The 17852-nt window shown below is 43.9% G+C and carries 16 protein-coding genes; 7 read left to right on the top strand and 9 right to left on the bottom strand.

Features of this window, described 5'->3' with window-relative positions; all coding sequences use genetic code 11:
* Nucleotides 1-218 precede the first annotated feature (218 nt).
* On the bottom strand, nt 219-1910 hold the full coding sequence (gene argS / locus ACLV7H_RS09250) for an arginine--tRNA ligase (protein ID WP_411866989.1): 1692 nt from the start codon (nt 1908-1910) through the stop codon (nt 219-221).
* 154 nt (nt 1911-2064) lie between these two features.
* On the opposite strand from argS, the gene argR reads away from it, so the two are divergent.
* Nucleotides 2065-2511: an arginine repressor gene (gene argR / locus ACLV7H_RS09245; RefSeq protein WP_001231483.1), complete on the top strand. Its 447-nt coding sequence runs from the start codon at nt 2065-2067 to the stop codon at nt 2509-2511.
* Nucleotides 2512-2561: 50 nt separating this feature from the next.
* The gene (gene mutS / locus ACLV7H_RS09240) at nt 2562-5099 is read left to right on the top strand and encodes a DNA mismatch repair protein MutS (RefSeq protein ID WP_411866988.1); all 2538 of its coding nucleotides are present in this window, start codon (nt 2562-2564) and stop codon (nt 5097-5099) included.
* A 40-nt stretch (nt 5100-5139) separates the two neighbouring features.
* On the opposite strand, the gene ACLV7H_RS09235 is transcribed toward mutS, so the two are convergent.
* Together ACLV7H_RS09235 and ACLV7H_RS09230 are read right to left on the bottom strand one after the other, a co-directional pair.
* Nucleotides 5140-5598, bottom strand: coding sequence for a DUF3021 domain-containing protein (locus tag ACLV7H_RS09235; protein ID WP_411866987.1), 459 nt, complete (start codon nt 5596-5598; stop codon nt 5140-5142).
* The gene (locus ACLV7H_RS09230; RefSeq protein WP_411866986.1) at nt 5595-6035 is read right to left on the bottom strand and encodes a LytTR family DNA-binding domain-containing protein; all 441 of its coding nucleotides are present in this window, start codon (nt 6033-6035) and stop codon (nt 5595-5597) included. The genes ACLV7H_RS09235 and ACLV7H_RS09230 overlap by 4 nt, the downstream gene beginning before the upstream one ends.
* Nucleotides 6036-6244: 209 nt before the next feature.
* Here ACLV7H_RS09230 and mutL point away from each other — a divergent pair, with 209 nt between their 5' ends.
* The gene (gene mutL, locus ACLV7H_RS09225) at nt 6245-8194 is read left to right on the top strand and encodes a DNA mismatch repair endonuclease MutL (protein WP_227232029.1); all 1950 of its coding nucleotides are present in this window, start codon (nt 6245-6247) and stop codon (nt 8192-8194) included.
* Between the two features lie 152 nt (nt 8195-8346).
* On the opposite strand, the gene ACLV7H_RS09220 is transcribed toward mutL, so the two are convergent.
* Nucleotides 8347-8844 (bottom strand): helix-turn-helix domain-containing protein, encoded by a 498-nt coding sequence (locus ACLV7H_RS09220; RefSeq protein WP_227232030.1) that lies wholly within the window; start codon nt 8842-8844, stop codon nt 8347-8349.
* Between the two features lie 159 nt (nt 8845-9003).
* Here ACLV7H_RS09220 and ruvA point away from each other — a divergent pair, with 159 nt between their 5' ends.
* Both ruvA and ACLV7H_RS09210 read left to right on the top strand, forming a co-directional pair.
* Entirely contained in the window at nt 9004-9597 is a 594-nt protein-coding gene (gene ruvA, locus ACLV7H_RS09215) for a Holliday junction branch migration protein RuvA (protein WP_000273410.1), read from the top strand.
* Between the two features lie 9 nt (nt 9598-9606).
* A complete protein-coding gene (locus ACLV7H_RS09210) occupies nt 9607-10170 on the top strand; it encodes a DNA-3-methyladenine glycosylase I (protein ID WP_084943243.1) in 564 nt (187 codons plus the stop codon).
* An 82-nt stretch (nt 10171-10252) separates the two neighbouring features.
* Here ACLV7H_RS09210 and ACLV7H_RS09205 read toward each other — a convergent pair whose 3' ends face one another.
* The 5 genes from ACLV7H_RS09205 to ACLV7H_RS09185 form a co-directional block, all read right to left on the bottom strand.
* Complete coding sequence (locus ACLV7H_RS09205) at nt 10253-10516, bottom strand: SemiSWEET family transporter (RefSeq protein ID WP_000166112.1); 264 nt, start codon at nt 10514-10516, stop codon at nt 10253-10255.
* A 105-nt stretch (nt 10517-10621) separates the two neighbouring features.
* Nucleotides 10622-11656, bottom strand: coding sequence for a S66 peptidase family protein (locus ACLV7H_RS09200; protein ID WP_000255130.1), 1035 nt, complete (start codon nt 11654-11656; stop codon nt 10622-10624).
* 167 nt (nt 11657-11823) lie between these two features.
* The gene (locus tag ACLV7H_RS09195) at nt 11824-12171 is read right to left on the bottom strand and encodes a TfoX/Sxy family protein (RefSeq protein WP_007520826.1); all 348 of its coding nucleotides are present in this window, start codon (nt 12169-12171) and stop codon (nt 11824-11826) included.
* A 15-nt stretch (nt 12172-12186) separates the two neighbouring features.
* Nucleotides 12187-12864, bottom strand: a complete 678-nt coding sequence (locus ACLV7H_RS09190; protein WP_411866985.1) for a DUF1129 domain-containing protein — start codon at nt 12862-12864, stop codon at nt 12187-12189.
* 11 nt (nt 12865-12875) lie between these two features.
* Nucleotides 12876-13820 (bottom strand): magnesium transporter CorA family protein, encoded by a 945-nt coding sequence (locus ACLV7H_RS09185; protein WP_000815620.1) that lies wholly within the window; start codon nt 13818-13820, stop codon nt 12876-12878.
* A gap of 136 nt (nt 13821-13956) precedes the next feature.
* Between ACLV7H_RS09185 and uvrA the strand changes: the two genes are divergently transcribed.
* Together uvrA and ACLV7H_RS09175 are read left to right on the top strand one after the other, a co-directional pair.
* Nucleotides 13957-16788, top strand: coding sequence for an excinuclease ABC subunit UvrA (gene uvrA, locus ACLV7H_RS09180; RefSeq protein ID WP_411866984.1), 2832 nt, complete (start codon nt 13957-13959; stop codon nt 16786-16788).
* Nucleotides 16781-17842 (top strand): M24 family metallopeptidase, encoded by a 1062-nt coding sequence (locus tag ACLV7H_RS09175; protein ID WP_411866983.1) that lies wholly within the window; start codon nt 16781-16783, stop codon nt 17840-17842. Before uvrA ends, ACLV7H_RS09175 begins: the two co-directional genes overlap by 8 nt.
* The last annotated feature ends 10 nt before the right edge of the window (nt 17843-17852 follow it).

The raw sequence follows: 17852 nt of genomic DNA, 5'->3' as shown, positions 1-17852 counted from the left end.
CCGTACTCAAGTACAGCCTGCGGCTAGCTTCCTAGTTTGCTCTTTGATTTTCATTGAGTATTAGACTGCTTTACAATAAAGTGATTAAAAGATTACGACATGAGCCTAACCAAATCGATATTATTTGGTTAGGTGAATTAGTGAAGCAGTTAGCTAGTCCGCATATAGCGGCTAGCGTCTAACAATTAGGAACTTTAGTTCCAATTGTTAGTACTGAATCACATCTTCTCCGGCGCTTCTACTCCGAGCAAACGAAGAGCTTCTTTGAGGACGACTGCGGTTGCGTAGCTGAGGGCCAGACGACTGTCGCGCTCAGGACTTTCATCTAGGATACGTGTATGTGCATAATATTTGTTAAATGCTTGAGCCAAACTAATCGCAAATTTCGCAATGATAGAAGGTTCAAAATTATCTGCCGCACGATTGATAATACGTGGGAAGTCTTGGAGTAGTTTAATGATTTCCCAGCTTTCAGCATCATTCAGGCTGTAGTTGCCAGCTGTATCTGGTTTGAAATCGACTTTGCGCAAGATAGATTGGATACGAGCGTAGGCGTATTGAACGTAAGGTCCAGTTTCTCCTTCAAAGGATACCATAGCTTCAAGGTCGAAGTCATATCCATTTGTACGGTCGGTCTTAAGATCATAGAACTTGATAGCCCCAACTCCAACAGCGTGGGCAACCTGGTCTTTATTTTCTAACTCAGGATTTTTCGCCTCGATTTGGGCCTTGGCACGACTAACAGCCTCTGCAATAGTAGGTTCTAGCAAGATGACATTTCCTTTACGAGTAGAGAGTTTTTTCCCTTCTTTTGTTACCAATCCAAATGGAACATGGACAATGTCTTGGCTCCAATCATAGCCCATCTCTTGTAGTACTGCCTTGAGTTGTTTGAAGTGGGCAGATTGCTCTTGACCAACAACATAGATGGATTTTGCAAATTGGTATTCGTTTTTACGGTAAAGGGCTGCAGCCAAGTCACGTGTGATATAGAGAGTTGCACCATCAGATTTTTTGATAAGGGCTGGATGTTCAATTCCATATTTCTCAAGATTGACAACTTGGGCTCCCTCTGACTCAACAAGAAGTCCTTTTTCAGCGAGAATGTCTACAACAGCATCCATCTTATCATTGTAAAAGGCTTCCCCGTTGTAGCTGTCAAATTCGACTTGCAATTCATTGTAAAGGCGGTTGAATTCCACTAAACTTTCATCACGGAACCATTGCCAGAGAGCGAGGGCTTCCTCATCTCCATTTTCCAGTTTGCGGAACCATTCGCGTGCTTCTTCATCCAAGCTAGGGTCTTTTTCAGCTTCAGCATTAATGCGAACGTAAAGTTTTAGAAGTTCATCGATTGGATGAGCTTTAACGGCTTCCTCATTTCCCCATTTCTTGTAGGCAACAATCAACATTCCAAACTGTTTGCCCCAGTCTCCTAGGTGGTTGACCTTGACTGTTTGATAGCCGATCTTTTGGAAAATATGTGACAAGCTATCTCCGATAACCGTTGAACGCAAGTGCCCAATAGAGAATGGTTTTGCGATATTGGGACTAGACATATCGATAACGACATTTTCTTGCTTGCCAATGGTTTGGTCGGCATAGTGCTCTTTTTCAGTGATAACATCCTGCAATACTTGAGCCGAAATAGCACTTTTATCAAGGAAAAAGTTGACGTAAGGTCCTGTAGCAACAACCTTTTCAAAGGCTTGACTATTGATTTTTTCAGCAATATCTGCTGCAATCATTTGCGGAGCTTTACGCTCGACCTTTGCTAGAGAAAAGGCAGGGAAGGCGATGTCTCCCATTTCTGAGTTTTTAGGTGTTTCCAGTAAATTTAAAATAGCCTCTTGATCCAGGCTATCAATGACGCTAGCCAACTCGCTAGCAATCAATTCTTTTGTATTCATAAGGGCTCCTTTTGGGCTTTTTTACTATTTTAACACAATTTACTACATTTTTTGAGAAAGAAAAGAATTTTTTTGAATTCTCTATTTTTTTTGGTATAATATAGTTATAAAATAAATGTAAAATTTGTTATAAATATTCACTTAAGAGGATGATATGAGAAAAAGAGAACGGCATCAATTGATTAAAAAGATGATCACCGAAGAAAAACTTGGGACACAAAAAGAGATTCAAGATCGTTTAGAAGCTCGTAATGTTTATGTGACACAAACGACTTTGTCACGTGATTTGCGTGAAATCGGCTTGACCAAGGTTAAGAAAAATGATATGGTGTATTATGTACTAGCAAATGAGACAGATAAGATTGATTTAGTTGAGTTTTTGTCTCATCATTTAGAAGGAGTTGCAAGAGCAGAGTTCACCTTGGTACTTCATACTAAACTTGGGGAAGCTGCAGTCTTAGCAAACATTGTAGATGCAAACAAGGATGAATGGATATTAGGAACGGTTGCTGGTGCTAATACCTTATTGGTTATTTGTCGAGACCAGCACGTTGCCAAACTGATGGAAGATCGTTTGCTAGATTTGATGAAAGATAAATAAGGTCTTGGGAGTTGCTCTCAAGACTTATTTTTAGCAAGGAGAGACGGAAAATGGCAACAGAAAAGCTATCACCCGGCATGCAACAGTATGTGGATATTAAAAAACAATACCCAGATGCTTTTTTGCTTTTTCGAATGGGTGATTTTTACGAGTTGTTCTATGAAGATGCAATTAATGCAGCACAAATTTTAGAAATTTCCTTAACAAGTCGGAATAAAAATGCAGAAAATCCGATACCCATGGCAGGTGTCCCCTATCATTCTGCCCAGCAGTATATCGACGTATTGATCGAGCAGGGCTATAAGGTGGCCATAGCCGAGCAGATGGAAGATCCCAAACAAGCAGTGGGGGTTGTCAAGCGAGAGGTGGTTCAGGTCATCACACCTGGTACAGTAGTCGATAGCAGTAAGCCCGATAGTCAGAATAATTTCTTGGTTGCCTTAGATCGTGATGGCAATCAATTTGGCCTGGCTTATATGGATCTAGTGACAGGTGATTTTTATGTGACAGGTTTATTGGATTTTACTCTCGTTTGTGGGGAAATTCGTAACCTCAAGGCTCGAGAAGTGGTGCTGGGTTATGACTTGTCTGAGGAAGAAGAACAAATCCTCAGTCGTCAGATGAATCTTGTGCTTTCCTATGAGAAGGAAGGCTTTGAGGATATTCATTTACTGGATCCACGCCTGGCAGCTGTGGAGCAAGCGGCAGCTAGTAAGCTTCTACAGTATGTTCACCGGACCCAGATGCGGGAATTGAACCATCTCAAACCAGTTATCCGCTATGAAATCAAAGATTTCTTACAGATGGATTATGCGACCAAGGCCAGTCTGGATTTGGTTGAAAATGCCCGTTCAGGCAAGAAGCAAGGGAGTCTTTTTTGGCTTTTGGACGAAACCAAAACGGCTATGGGTATGCGGCTCTTACGGTCTTGGATTCATCGTCCCTTGATTGATAAGGAACGAATTGTCCAACGTCAAGAGGTGGTGCAGGTCTTTCTTGACCACTTCTTTGAGCGCAGTGATTTAACGGACAGTCTCAAGGGTGTTTATGATATCGAACGTTTGGCTAGTCGGGTTTCTTTTGGCAAGACCAATCCCAAGGATCTCTTGCAATTGGCGACCACCTTATCCAGTGTACCACGGATTCGTGCGATTTTAGAAGGCATGGAGCAACCTGCCCTGGCCTATCTTATCGAACAGTTAGATGCCATCCCTGAGTTGGAGAGCTTGATTAGTGCTGCCATTGCTCCTGAAGCTCCTCACGTGATTACGGAAGGTGGCATTATCCGTACGGGATTTGATGAGACCTTGGATAAATACCGTCGTGTTCTCAGAGAAGGGACTAGCTGGATTGCTGAGATTGAGGCTAAGGAGAGAGAAAACTCTGGCATCAGCACTCTCAAGATTGACTACAATAAAAAGGACGGCTACTATTTCCATGTGACTAATTCGCAACTGGGAAATGTGCCAGCCCACTTTTTCCGCAAGGCAACGCTGAAAAACTCAGAACGCTTTGGTACCGAAGAATTAGCCCGTATCGAGGGAGATATGCTGGAGGCGCGTGAGAAGTCAGCCAACCTAGAATATGAAATCTTTATGCGTATCCGTGAAGAGGTCAGCAAGTACATTCAGCGTTTGCAGGCTTTAGCCCAAGGAATTGCGACGGTTGATGTCTTGCAAAGTCTCGCAGTTGTGGCTGAAACACAGCATTTGATCCGACCTGAGTTTGGGGATGATTCACAAATCGATATCCAAAAGGGACGCCATGCTGTCGTCGAAAAGGTCATGGGAGCTCAGACCTACATTCCAAACAGTATCCAGATGTCAGAAGACACCAGTATTCAGCTAATTACAGGGCCCAACATGAGTGGGAAGTCTACTTATATGCGCCAGTTAGCTATGACGGCGGTTATGGCCCAGCTAGGCTCGTATGTGCCGGCTGAGAGCGCCTACTTGCCTATCTTCGATGCTATCTTTACTCGCATCGGAGCGGCAGATGACTTGGTTTCAGGTCAATCAACCTTTATGGTGGAGATGATGGAGGCTAACAATGCCATTTCGCATGCGACCAAGGACTCCTTGATTCTCTTTGATGAGTTAGGACGGGGAACTGCGACTTATGACGGGATGGCTCTTGCCCAGTCCATCATCGAATATATTCATGAACATATCGGAGCCAAAACTCTCTTTGCGACCCACTACCATGAGTTGACTAGTCTGGAGTCCAGCTTAAAACACTTGGTCAATGTCCATGTGGCGACCTTGGAGCAGGATGGGCAGGTTACCTTCCTTCATAAGATCGAACCAGGACCAGCTGACAAATCCTACGGTATCCATGTGGCTAAGATTGCTGGCTTGCCAGGAGAACTTTTAGCAAGGGCGGATAAGATATTGACTCAACTGGAGAGTCAAGGGGGAGAAAGTCCTGCTCCGATGAGGCAAACTAGCGCCGTAGCCAATGAACAAATTTCATTATTTGACACGCCAGCAGAACATCCTATCCTAGCAGAATTAGCTAAACTGGATGTGTACAATATGACACCTATGCAGGCTATGAATGTCTTAGTTGAGTTCAAACAAAAATTATAAAAAGAATCCCACTCGCGCCTTTGTGAGTGGGATTTCTCTATTACTTTTTATGGGCCAAGAGTTGATTGATGTGGTCCACTTTTTTAGCTTCTCTTTTATAGAGAATGGTCCAGATGATGAGGTAGACAATCGCAAACTCTGGAATGAGCTGGAGATAGAAGATCCAGTGGAAGGGGAACCAACCAGCCAGAGTTGCTAGTGGAACAAAGCCAGCCAGCATGAGGAAAAAATGGGAAAGTGTGGCACGGAGCAAGCTCCAGTCACGGCTGAATAAGCGGCTACCAAAGCTAAAGAGAACGCCGATAGCTGACCAGATGATCATACAGTAGAGCAAGACTAGAGCACCGTGAACCTGATGTTGCACCATCACTTGTCCGACTAGAGAATCAGGACTTAGTGGAGAGTAGGTATTTGGTGCATAAATGAGTGAAAAGAGGATAGAGAGGATGAGGCCGATGAGTACACCAGCGGCTGCATCGTGAAAGATTTGTTTTTTCATAGTTCTAATTTCTCCTTGATGGTTTTTAGGTAACGGCGAGATGAGTAGGTAAAGCTTTCGTTTTTGAGAAAGATTTCGACCAGACCGTTGGGCGTGAGCTTGAGATGAGAGATAGCGTCAATATTAACGATTTCTGATTGGGAAATTTGGATAAAAGTGGTCGGCAGAATGTCAAGAACCTGATAGAGTCGCAAATCAATGGTATAGGTCTGAGATGCAGTTTCTGCTAGAACCTTGCGATTCTCGATATAGAAGCGTTGTATCTTACAAATCTTAACTAGATAGACCTGATCATCAATCTTGCCTTTGATTGTTTCTTTTTGGTCAAGATTTTCTGCGAACTCGATGACTTTCTGGACTTTTTTGGTCGGCTGAGGAGTTTGGACAATCAGCTTTTCCTCCTCGTAAGTCTCCTTAATCTGTAGTTCTACTTTCATAAATTTCCCTCCTTTTCAGTTATACAAGGTTGTGATCACTTTCCTGTACACCTTTATTAAACACTATTTTACGACCTCTGGCAAGAGCTTTTGTCTATGTGGAGAGATTTGGAGTCTATGTGGTATTTGCTTTTTCTGGTAACATCTGAAATATGGTATAATAGCACTAATCAATTTCTAGGAAAATAGATATAGAAAGGGGCTGAAAGATGTCTCATATTATTGAATTGCCAGAGGTACTGGCAAACCAGATAGCGGCAGGGGAGGTTATCGAACGTCCTGCCAGTGTAGTCAAAGAGTTGGTAGAAAATGCAATTGACGCGGGTTCTAGTCAGATTATCATTGAGATTGAGGAAGCTGGTCTCAAGAAAATCCAAATCACTGATAATGGTCATGGAATTGCCCACGATGAGGTGGAATTGGCCCTGCGTCGTCATGCGACCAGTAAGATAAAAAATCAAGCAGATCTCTTTCGGATTCGGACGCTCGGCTTTCGAGGTGAAGCCCTGCCTTCTATCGCTTCTGTTAGTGTGCTGACTCTGTTGACGTCGGTGGATGGTGCGAGTCATGGGACCAAGCTCGTTGCGCGTGGGGGTGAAGTTGAGGAAGTCATCCCAGCAACTAGTCCTGTGGGGACCAAGGTTTGTGTGGAGGACCTCTTTTTCAACACGCCTGCCCGCCTCAAGTATATGAAGAGCCAGCAAGCGGAGTTGTCTCATATCATTGATATTGTCAACCGTCTGGGCTTGGCTCATCCCGAGATTTCTTTTAGTTTAATCAGTGATGGCAAGGAAATGACGCGGACAGCAGGGACTGGTCAACTACGCCAAGCCATCGCAGGAATTTATGGTTTGGCAAGTGCTAAGAAGATGATTGCCATTGAGAACTCTGACTTAGATTTCGAAATTTCAGGTTTTGTGTCCTTGCCTGAGTTGACTCGTGCAAACCGCAACTATATCAGCCTCTTCATCAATGGCCGTTATATCAAAAACTTCCTGCTCAATCGTGCTATTCTTGACGGTTATGGAAGCAAGCTCATGGTAGGGCGTTTTCCACTGGCTGTCATTCACATCCATATCGACCCCTATCTGGCTGATGTCAATGTTCATCCAACCAAGCAAGAGGTACGGATTTCTAAGGAAAGAGAGCTGATGGCGCTGGTTTCAGAGGCTATCGCAAAGAGTCTTAAGGAACATACTTTGATACCTGATGCCTTGGAAAATCTTGCAAAATCTACCGTGCGTAATCGTGAAAAGGTAGAGCAGACCACTCTCCCGCTCAAAGAAAACACACTCTACTATGAACAAACAGAAGTAACTAGACCGACTCAAGTTGAGGTTTCAGACCATCAAGTAGACTTGACTGAGGAAAGACAGGATTTGACCCTATTTGCCAAGGAAACCTTGGACCAGTTGACCAAGCCAGCAAAACTGCATTTTGCAGAGAGAAAGCCTGCTAACTACGACCAACTAGACCACCCAGAGTTAGATCTAGCTAGTCTCGATAAAGCCTATGATAAGTTGGAGAGAGAAGAATCGTCAAGCTTTCCAGAATTGGAATTTTTCGGGCAAATGCATGGAACCTATCTCTTTGCCCAAGGGCGAGATGGGCTCTATATCATAGACCAACACGCAGCTCAGGAGCGGGTTAAGTACGAGGAGTATCGTGAAAGCATTGGTAACGTTGACCAGAGCCAGCAGCAACTCCTAGTGCCCTATATTTTTGAATTTCCAGCGGATGATGCCCTTCGTCTCAGGGAAAGAATGCCTCTTTTGGAGGAAGTGGGCGTCTTTCTAGCAGAGTACGGAGAAAATCAATTTATTCTGCGTGAACATCCTATTTGGATGGCAGAAGAAGAGATTGAGTCTGGTATCTATGAAATGTGTGATATGCTGCTCTTGACCAAGGAAGTTTCGATCAAGAAATACCGAGCAGAGCTGGCAATCATGATGTCCTGCAAGCGGTCTATCAAGGCAAACCATCGCATCGATGACCACTCAGCCAGACAACTCCTCTATCAGCTCTCTCAATGTGACAATCCTTACAACTGTCCACACGGACGTCCCGTTTTGGTGCATTTTACCAAGTCGGATATGGAAAAAATGTTCCGACGCATTCAGGAAAATCATACGAGCCTCCGAGAGTTGGGGAAATATTAAGAACACAAAAAGCCTTTGTCCCTTTTGAACAAGGCTTTTTAGTTTTTCTAAGGTGGGAACTTTGATTGGGTATGGGCAACTTGACACGAGGTTTACACTCGCTTGACAAGACTAGTCCTATAAAGAGTGTTGTGAAAACTGAACTAGGTGATTCAAGATTTTGTAGAGTCGTCTTTGTCGGAAGGATTCTCAGGACCAATCACCCTATCAAGATAACGTTGTTTGGTTTTGAGAGTCTTGTTGATAGCAATTGCAGAAGCGATTAAGAGAACGAAGGTCAGCCAGATCCAAGCAGTGAATTCGGCTGGGAAACTTGAACCAGCTAAAAAGAGATAGATAGCCAGAGCCAAGACGAAAATATAAATCACTTGCCAGAGACCAAAGGACTTAACCTCTTTATAGTAGTTGTCCTTGTCTTCCTCCAAGATCACTTCTGAGGAACCTTTTTCAGAGTTTTCATCTAGTAGTAGATAGTCAGTTGTCACTTGAAAAATCTTGCTTAATTCAATGATTTTTTCGATTTCAGGAAGGACTTGACCAGACTCCCATTTGGAGATGCTTTGCCGAGAAACATTGATTTGTTCTGCTAGTTTTTCTTGGGACCAACCTTTTTCCTTTCTGAGCTCAAATAGTTTTTCTGCGAGTTTCATTATTCTATCCTCCTTTTTCTACTTCTACCCTAACAATTTTTACTTATAATGAGAATACAATCTCCTGTACTATTTGTCAACCAGAGGTTGCACCTTTTGTTGCAGTCTGTCTTGGGGAAATATGGTATACTAGATAGGCAAAATAATGGAGAAAAAACTATGTACGAATATTTAAAAGGAATCATTACCAAAATCACTGCTAAATACATTGTCCTTGAGGCAAATGGTATCGGTTATATCTTGCATGTAGCCAATCCCTATGCTTACTCAGGTCAGGTTAATCAAGAAACTCAGATTTATGTGCACCAAGTTGTCCGTGAGGATGCCCATCTGCTTTACGGCTTTCGCTCAGAAGATGAGAAGAAGCTCTTTCTTAGTCTGATCTCGGTTTCTGGGATTGGTCCTGTATCAGCTCTTGCTATTATCGCTGCCGATGACAATGCTGGCTTGGTTCAGGCGATCGAGACTAAGAACATCACCTACTTGACCAAGTTCCCTAAAATTGGCAAGAAAACAGCCCAGCAGATGGTGCTGGACTTGGAAGGCAAGGTAGTCGTGGCTAGTGATGACCTTCCTGCCAAGGTGGCAGTGCAAACCAGCGCTGAAAACCAAGAACTGGAAGAAGCTATGGAAGCCATGTTGGCACTGGGCTACAAGGCAACCGAGCTCAAGAAAATCAAGAAATTCTTTGAAGGAACGACGGATACAGCTGAGAACTATATCAAGTCGGCCCTTAAAATGTTGGTCAAATAGGAGATTTTTATGACAAAACGCTGTGGTTGGGTTAAAATGAACAACCCATTATATGTGGCCTATCATGATGAAGAGTGGGGCCAACCCCTTCATGATGACCGTGCTCTTTTTGAGTTGCTTTGTTTGGAAACTTACCAGTCGGGTCTATCTTGGGAAACGGTACTAAACAAACGCCAAGGATTCCGAGAAGTCTTTTACAACTACCAAGTTCAACGTGTCGCGGAAATGACAGATGGCGAGTTGGAAGCCTTGTTAGAGAATCCAGCCATCATCCGAAATCGTTCCAAGCTCTTTGCGACACGTGCCAACGCCCAAGCATTTTTGCAAGTCCAGAAAACCTACGGCTCTTTTGACGCTTATCTCTGGTCCTTTGTTGAGGGAAAAACGATCGTGAATGATGTTCCTGACTATCACCTAGCACCTGCTAAAACAGCCTTGTCTGAAAAGTTGTCTCAAGATCTCAAAAAACAAGGCTTCAAGTTTACAGGTCCAGTCGCAGTTTTGTCTTTTCTACAGGCGGCAGGCCTGGTTGATGACCACGAGAATGATTGCGAGTGGAAAAACGGAAATTAGTGAGTCCAAGCGTCTAACTATCTGAGAAAATAGAAAAAGCTGAGAAAATTATCTCAGCTTTTTGATTATATGCTAGTAACTTTTATAGTGCAGTAAGAAATGTCAGTCCACCTAAGACAACGCCAGCTGAGTTTGGAATAATTAGTATCCAATCCTTCTTAGGCTCTTTTGTCCATCCGTAAATAACCCAAATTAAACAAGATACTGCTGCGGATAAAGGCTGGAATGGTTGAGCTTTGTTGCCTTGTAAATTGGCAAAAATTTGTGGGATGTAGGCGATAAATACAATAATCCCGATAAAGGCTCCAATTGAACCGACAATTTGATTTATTTTTTGTTTAGTCATATACACCTCCTTTAAAAAGATATCATAGAAATAAGCAAAATGCAATAAATTCAGACACAAATTGTAACGAAAATCAATACCAAAGCACAAAAATGGAGAAATTGTTTATTTTTTGTTATAGTCAAAGCGAATGACTTGCTTCTGTGTATCCACATAAGCGTGAACGCCAAAGGGCACAATGGCTCTTGGAGTTGCGTGACCGACATTCAGATTATAGACAATCGGGATATTGTTATCAATGATATCCAATAGTGCTTCCTTATAGTCGTCATAGAAGGTTTCATCCATTGGCTTTCCGACCAAGAGTCCACTGATAACCCCAAATATCCCCGTGTCCTTTAAAGTCCGCAACATTTTTTTGAAATCATCAGGTTCAGGCTTTTCTTCGCTTGTTTCTAGCAAGAGAATCTTTCCTTCCCAGTCACATAAGTCAGGGAAGAGTCGGTACTCTTGGCAGAGGTCCGTGCTGTCTGCGTATCGAGAATTGTCAAAGATATCATAGAGGGACTCAAGGCAACCACCGAGAATTTCTCCCTCAAACTGAGCATTTCCTTGCAACAAATCAAAGCCTGTATTTACATGACTGATACGAGCTGTTCCCAGAGCCTTGGGACTAAAATCAGTCCGTTCCTCATACCAAAGGTCGCTAGGGCGGATTTCTGAGATTCTTCCCGTCTCGATCAATTCTTTAAAGTAGTGGAGACTATAGGGCAACATCTCCTTGTCCAATTCACAAATGTCTGCTAGAAAGGATTGCCCATAAAAAGTCTTGATCCCTAGTTTGTGCAACATAAGGTGGTTCATGGTTGTATCCGAGAAGCCAAGAAAAATCTTTTGTTGGATAACCTTTTGGAGCTGGTCGTTTTCAAAAAGGTAGGGTAGCAAGCGATAGGTATCATCCCCACCGATGGCGCATAGGATCATGTCGATGCTATCATCAGAAAAGGCCTGCATCAAATCCTCTGCACGTGCCTCCGGATGGTCCTTGATAAAGTCTAACCCTTTTAGCGAATGGGGCAGAAAGACAGGATTGAGTCCCAAATCCTTGAGACGTTGAATACCCAAATCGACTTCGTGTTTGACAAAATCCTCTCCGATAACACCACTAGACAAACTCACGATACCAATAGTAGAAACCATATCTCATCCTCCTAGAAATTGATTGAGCCTATTTTATCATAAAAGATGGGAGAAAACTATAGGGATTGGGGGTAGAAGTTCTATTGGATATCAAGAAAGCAAGAAAAAAGCAACCGCTAGTGCAGTTGCTTATCGTTTTACTAATCTGTAATCTCACTAGATATGAGTTACTTGGTTAACTCTTGATTATAGGAGAGGGCTAAATCAATCCAGTAAGGAAGTTCTTTTTGACCTTCAATATCTAGGTCTATATAGCCATGATAAGGTCGCCCTCTCATCAATGTAGTACGAGCTCCTGTTCGGGGTAGAACTTGCTTTTCCATTTCTTTGCCAATTCTCACCATAACCAGCTCGTCCTTTCTGGAACTGACTGTAAGAACCATTTTCCCACGAATCATAAAGGCCAGGCCACCAAACAGTTTCTTTTCTTCTAGCTCTTCTTCGAAAATTTGGGGAGGAAGTTTGAGTGCTAGAATTTTTCGAATCTGCTGTGCTAAGGATTGACTATATGCCATAGCGTTTCACTTTTCTTAATAACGGGATGGGCCTGCGCTTGCGCTTCGGATATTGAAGCGTTTCTTGAGATAGAAGCGAAGGGCGAGAAGGGCTGCTCCTAGGACAGCCAAAGGCAGTGGAGCAAGGATTGGATTGAGAGCTGCTGGAAGGAAGCTTGTTGCGAAGAAGACAGCCAACCAGAGAAGCATAGCAGCGAGGATGACGAGGATTGATTTCCAGAAAGGAGGGCGCTGGCTACGATCTGTGTCTGGTCCATAGTGCTGGTAGACAAAGTAGTACATCAAGTAGAAGGCAAGTCCTCCTACAAGTCCAACCAACAAGAGGGTAATCAACCCATAGCCAATAGCCTGATCTGTAGAGAAGAAGGTAGTCAGAGCGCTAACCAATGCAAAGAGACTGGTGATAAAAAGGGCTGAGTCCATAATCATGAGTTTTGGATCGTCATTTTCTTTTGGATGCTCTTTTTCATATTGCTCCTTGACAGTGAAGCTATGAGCCCAGTGGGTTGGAGCGCCATAGAGGGAACGAGCAGTCGTTCCTTTGGCTTGCTCTTCAAGGATTTGAGGAATGACTTCCTCAAAAACAGCCTTGATTTCAGCGTCTGTTTTACCATCTTTGATAAATTGTTGGGTAGCGATGTGGATAAATTCTTGGTTTTTCTTAGTTAATTTTTGTAAATCAATCTGAGACATAGGGATTCCTCTTAGAACCATTTTTTATGGATGAGATAGAGAGTGAGCGAAACACTCATAGCAAAGGCGATAAAGACGATTAACCAGAAGGCGTGTGGCTCGCCATTTAGAGGGATTTCATTATCCTTGAAGTTCATCCCGTAGGCTGAGAAGATCATGGTTGGGACAGACATGACAATGGTCACGAGAGCCAGGGTTTTCATGATATTGTTCTGGTTGTTGGAAATGATAGAGGCAAAGGTCTCTGTCATAGAGTGAAGGACATTTCCATAGATATCTGCCATCTCGATGGCCTGTTGGGTTTCAATCAGAGTGTCTTCGAGTAGGTCTTCGTCTTCTAGGTATTTCTTGATATTGCTAGTTGCGCTAGTCAATTTCTTAATCACGCGCTCGTTCGTCTTCAGTGAGGCCTTGAAATAGACGATGGTCTTTTCCAATTCCATGAGCTCGATCAGCTCTTCGTTTCGAGTAGACTTGTGAAGTTGACTTTCGATTTGTTCACTCTTACGGTCGATCGAACGAAGGGCCGTAAGGTAAAGTTCGGCGTTGCGGTAGAGAATCTGGAAGATAAAGCGTGAACGCATGAAGGTGTAAAAGTTACGCAGTCTACGGTTGATAAAGACATCGAGAACGGGGAGGGATTCCAAGCAGGTGGTGATAATGGTTTCCTCGGTGATGATAATCCCCAGCGGAATCGTAACGTAGTAGGTACGATTGTTTCTTTCCTCTGTGATGGGAACGTCCACGATGATCAAAGTATACTCATCTTCAATGGTAATACGGGACATTTCTTCCGCATCGAGTGGTGCTCGAAGGTCGGCAATGTCAATGTCGAAGGCGTTAGCGATTTCCAACGATTCATTTTGTGTAGGATTGACGAGGTTGATCCAAGTACCCGGTTCAAGCGTGTCGATCTCTTTAAATTCAGTTGTTGTTGAGAGAAAAACTTGTTTCATATCCCCTATCCTTTCCTACTATTCAATGATTCATTTTTTGCACCGTACTATTATACTATAAAAACAGCTTTTTGGGTAATAGAATTTCACATTTTTTGGTATAATGGAAAGCAATAATGGACTAGAAAGAACAAAGATGCAAGATAAAATTGTCATTCATGGGGCTCGTGCCCATAACTTAAAAAATATAGATGTGGAGATTCCAAGAGACAAGCTGGTTGTTGTGACTGGTTTGTCAGGTTCTGGGAAATCCAGTCTGGCCTTTGATACCCTCTATGCTGAGGGCCAACGTCGCTATGTAGAGAGTCTATCAGCCTATGCTCGCCAGTTTTTGGGCAATATGGAAAAACCAGATGTGGATGCCATTGATGGCCTCAGCCCAGCTATTTCCATTGACCAGAAAACCACCAGCAAAAACCCTCGTTCGACCGTGGGAACCACGACTGAAATCAATGATTATCTGCGTCTCCTCTACGCACGTGTGGGGACGCCTTACTGTATCAACGGGCATGGGGCTATCAAGGCTTCTTCTGTAGAACAAATCGTGGATAAGGTTTTGGAATTGCCAGAACGCCAACGTCTGCAAATCTTAGCTCCTGTCATTCGTAAGAAAAAAGGGCAACACAAGAGCATCATTGAAAAGGTTCAGAAAGACGGCTATGTCCGCGTCCGAGTGGATGGGGAAGTTTATGATGTGACCGAAGTGCCAGAGTTGTCTAAGAGCAAGCAACACAATATCGATGTCGTGGTCGACCGTATTGTCATCAAGGAGGGCATTCGTAGCCGTCTCTTTGACTCAATCGAGGCTGCCCTTCGTATCGCAGAAGGCTATGTGATTATCGATACTATGGACGATTCTGAGTTGCTCTTTTCTGAGCACTATGCCTGCCCGGTTTGTGGTTTTACCGTACCAGAGTTAGAGCCTCGTCTCTTCTCCTTTAATGCTCCTTTTGGCTCATGCAGTGAGTGTGACGGTTTGGGCATCAAGCTGGAGGTGGATGTTGACTTGGTGGTTCCTGATGCCAGCAAAACTTTGCGTGAGGGAGCATTAGCACCTTGGAATCCTATCTCATCCAACTACTATCCAAATATGCTAGAGCAGGCCATGACAGCCTTTGGAGTAGATATGGATGAGCCTTTTGAGGAGTTATCAGAAGCGGATAAGAACTTGATTCTCTATGGTTCAGATGGCAAGGAATTCCATTTCCACTATGAAAATGAATTTGGCGGTGTGCGCGATATTGACATTCCTTTTGAAGGAGTGATTGGCAATATCAAGCGTCGTTACCATGAGACTAACAGTGACTACACCCGCACCCAGATGCGCCTCTACATGAATGAGCTAACCTGCGGAACTTGTCACGGCTACCGTCTCAATGACCAGGCCTTGTCTGTCCGTGTGGGTGGGGAGCAAGGACCACATATCGGTGAAATCTCAGATTTGTCTATCGCAGACCATTTGGGATTAGTGAGCCAGCTGACCCTGTCTGAAAATGAAGCCATTATTGCTCGTCCTATCCTCAAGGAAATCAAGGAGCGCTTGACCTTCCTCAATAATGTGGGACTCAACTATTTGACTCTGTCACGTTCGGCAGGAACCCTATCAGGTGGAGAGAGTCAGCGTATTCGCTTGGCGACTCAGATTGGGTCTAACCTATCAGGTGTCCTCTATATCTTGGATGAGCCATCGATTGGTCTCCACCAGAGGGATAATGACCGCCTGATTGCTAGTCTGAAAAAGATGCGTGACTTGGGCAATACTCTCATCGTGGTGGAACACGATGAAGATACCATGCGCGAGGCGGATTATCTGATTGATGTTGGTCCGGGTGCTGGTGTTTTTGGTGGAGAGATTGTCGCTGCAGGAACGCCCAAGCAGGTGGCTCGCAACAGCAAGTCTATCACAGGCCAGTACTTATCAGGAAAACGAGCGATTCCAGTACCAGAAGAGCGCCGTGCCGGAAATGGTCGTTTTATCGAAGTGACAGGTGCGCGTGAGAACAACTTGCAAAATATCACTGCTCGCTTTCCGCTAGGAAAATTCATCGCAGTGACAGGTGTATCAGGTTCAGGAAAATCGACCTTAATCAACAGCATCCTCAAAAAAGCCATTGCCCAGAAGCTAAACCGTAATTCAGACAAACCTGGTAAATTCAAGACCATCACAGGGATTGAGCATGTAGACCGTTTGATTGATATTGACCAGAGCCCCATTGGACGAACGCCGAGGTCCAACCCAGCTACCTATACGGGAGTTTTTGACGATATACGTGACCTCTTTGCCCAGACAAATGAAGCTAAGATACGAGGCTACAAGAAGGGCCGTTTCAGTTTTAACGTCAAGGGTGGTCGTTGCGAAGCCTGCTCAGGTGACGGGATCATCAAGATTGAGATGCACTTCTTGCCAGATGTTTACGTGGCTTGTGAAGTCTGCCACGGGACTCGCTACAACAGTGAAACCCTAGAAGTCCACTACAAGGAAAAAAATATCTCGCAGGTCTTGGACATGACCGTCAACGATGCGGTGGAATTCTTCCAACACATTCCTAAGATTCAACGCAAACTTCAGACCATCAAGGATGTGGGACTGGGCTATGTAACGCTAGGGCAACCGGCTACCACCCTTTCTGGAGGAGAAGCTCAGCGTATGAAGTTGGCTAGTGAACTCCACAAACGCTCAACAGGAAAATCTTTCTACATTCTGGATGAGCCAACGACAGGGCTTCATACTGAGGATATCGCCCGCTTGCTTAAAGTTTTAGCTCGCTTTGTCGACGATGGCAATACAGTCCTCGTCATCGAGCATAATCTGGATGTCATCAAGACGGCAGACCATATCATCGATTTGGGACCTGAGGGCGGTGTCGGTGGTGGAACCATCATCGCAACAGGAACACCAGAAGAAGTAGCGGCCAATGAAGCCAGCTACACAGGACACTATTTGAAAGGAAAGTTACATCATGAATAAACGTGTGCAAGCATTTCTAGCTAAAATGCAAGAAAAAGAACTAGATGGTATCATCATCAACAACCTTAAAAACGTCTATTATTTGACTGGTTTTTGGGGTTCAAATGGAACAGTCTTTATCAGCCGTGACCGTCAGATTTTGGTGACAGACTCTCGCTATATCATTGCAGCTAAGCAAGAAGTGACAGGTTTTGAGATTGTGGCTGACCGCGATGAATTGGCTGTTATTGCAGGCATTGTTAAGGATATGGGCTTGTCTCGCGTCGGTTTTGAAGACGAGATTTCGGTCTCTTATTATCACCGTATGCAGGCAGCATTTGCAGGGATCGACTTGCTTCCACAGACTCAGTTTGTTGAAGCACTTCGTATGATTAAGGATGAGGCGGAGATTGCGACTATTCGTAAGGCATGTTCTATCTCAGACCAAGCTTTTTGCGATGCGCTTGATTTTATCAAACCAGGAAAAACTGAGATCGAAATTGCCAACTTCCTTGACTTCCGCATGCGGGAGCTAGGAGCGGCAGGCTTGTCTTTTGATACCATTTTAGCAAGTGGTATCAACTCTTCCAAACCTCACGCCCACCCAATGCACAAACCGATTGAAGCAGGAGAAGCCATCACCATGGACTTCGGCTGTCTCTACGACCACTATGTCAGTGATATGACACGGACCATCTACCTCGGTCATGTCAGTGACGAGCAGGCAGAGATTTACAATACGGTTCTGAAAGCCAACCAAGCTCTGATTGATCAAGCCAAGGCAGGGTTAGGTTTTCGTGAATTTGACAAAATCCCTCGTGATATTATCATCGATGCAGGCTATGGCGACTACTTTACCCACGGTATTGGCCATGGTATCGGACTGGATATTCACGAAGAACCTTACTTTAGCCAAACTTCCAAAGAAGTCATTAAATCTGGTATGGTCTTGACTGATGAACCGGGTATTTATATTGAAGGTAAATATGGCGTTCGTATTGAAGATGATATCTTAATTACAGATAACGGTTGCGAATTGTTGACTCTAGCGCCGAAGGAATTAATTGTTATTTAAGAAAATTATG

This window comes from Streptococcus oralis, from assembly GCF_965111685.1.
Classification (GTDB): Bacteria; Bacillota; Bacilli; order Lactobacillales; family Streptococcaceae; genus Streptococcus; species Streptococcus oralis_B.
The sequence above is the reverse complement of the archived record's forward strand: the minus strand, read 5'-3'. Positions and strand labels throughout refer to the sequence as shown.

Bases quoted from the DNA above. Each gene is read 5' to 3' on its own strand.
- argS (WP_411866989.1), bottom strand. From the start codon at position 1,910: ATGAATACAAAAGAATTGATTGCTAGCGAGTTGGCTAGCGTCATTGAT.
- argR (WP_001231483.1), top strand. From the start codon at position 2,065: ATGAGAAAAAGAGAACGGCATCAATTGATTAAAAAGATGATCACCGAA.
- mutS (WP_411866988.1), top strand. From the start codon at position 2,562: ATGGCAACAGAAAAGCTATCACCCGGCATGCAACAGTATGTGGATATT.
- ACLV7H_RS09235 (WP_411866987.1), bottom strand. From the start codon at position 5,598: ATGAAAAAACAAATCTTTCACGATGCAGCCGCTGGTGTACTCATCGGC.
- ACLV7H_RS09230 (WP_411866986.1), bottom strand. From the start codon at position 6,035: ATGAAAGTAGAACTACAGATTAAGGAGACTTACGAGGAGGAAAAGCTG.
- mutL (WP_227232029.1), top strand. From the start codon at position 6,245: ATGTCTCATATTATTGAATTGCCAGAGGTACTGGCAAACCAGATAGCG.
- ACLV7H_RS09220 (WP_227232030.1), bottom strand. From the start codon at position 8,844: ATGAAACTCGCAGAAAAACTATTTGAGCTCAGAAAGGAAAAAGGTTGG.
- ruvA (WP_000273410.1), top strand. From the start codon at position 9,004: ATGTACGAATATTTAAAAGGAATCATTACCAAAATCACTGCTAAATAC.
- ACLV7H_RS09210 (WP_084943243.1), top strand. From the start codon at position 9,607: ATGACAAAACGCTGTGGTTGGGTTAAAATGAACAACCCATTATATGTG.
- ACLV7H_RS09205 (WP_000166112.1), bottom strand. From the start codon at position 10,516: ATGACTAAACAAAAAATAAATCAAATTGTCGGTTCAATTGGAGCCTTT.
- ACLV7H_RS09200 (WP_000255130.1), bottom strand. From the start codon at position 11,656: ATGGTTTCTACTATTGGTATCGTGAGTTTGTCTAGTGGTGTTATCGGA.
- ACLV7H_RS09195 (WP_007520826.1), bottom strand. From the start codon at position 12,171: ATGGCATATAGTCAATCCTTAGCACAGCAGATTCGAAAAATTCTAGCA.
- ACLV7H_RS09190 (WP_411866985.1), bottom strand. From the start codon at position 12,864: ATGTCTCAGATTGATTTACAAAAATTAACTAAGAAAAACCAAGAATTT.
- ACLV7H_RS09185 (WP_000815620.1), bottom strand. From the start codon at position 13,820: ATGAAACAAGTTTTTCTCTCAACAACAACTGAATTTAAAGAGATCGAC.
- uvrA (WP_411866984.1), top strand. From the start codon at position 13,957: ATGCAAGATAAAATTGTCATTCATGGGGCTCGTGCCCATAACTTAAAA.
- ACLV7H_RS09175 (WP_411866983.1), top strand. From the start codon at position 16,781: ATGAATAAACGTGTGCAAGCATTTCTAGCTAAAATGCAAGAAAAAGAA.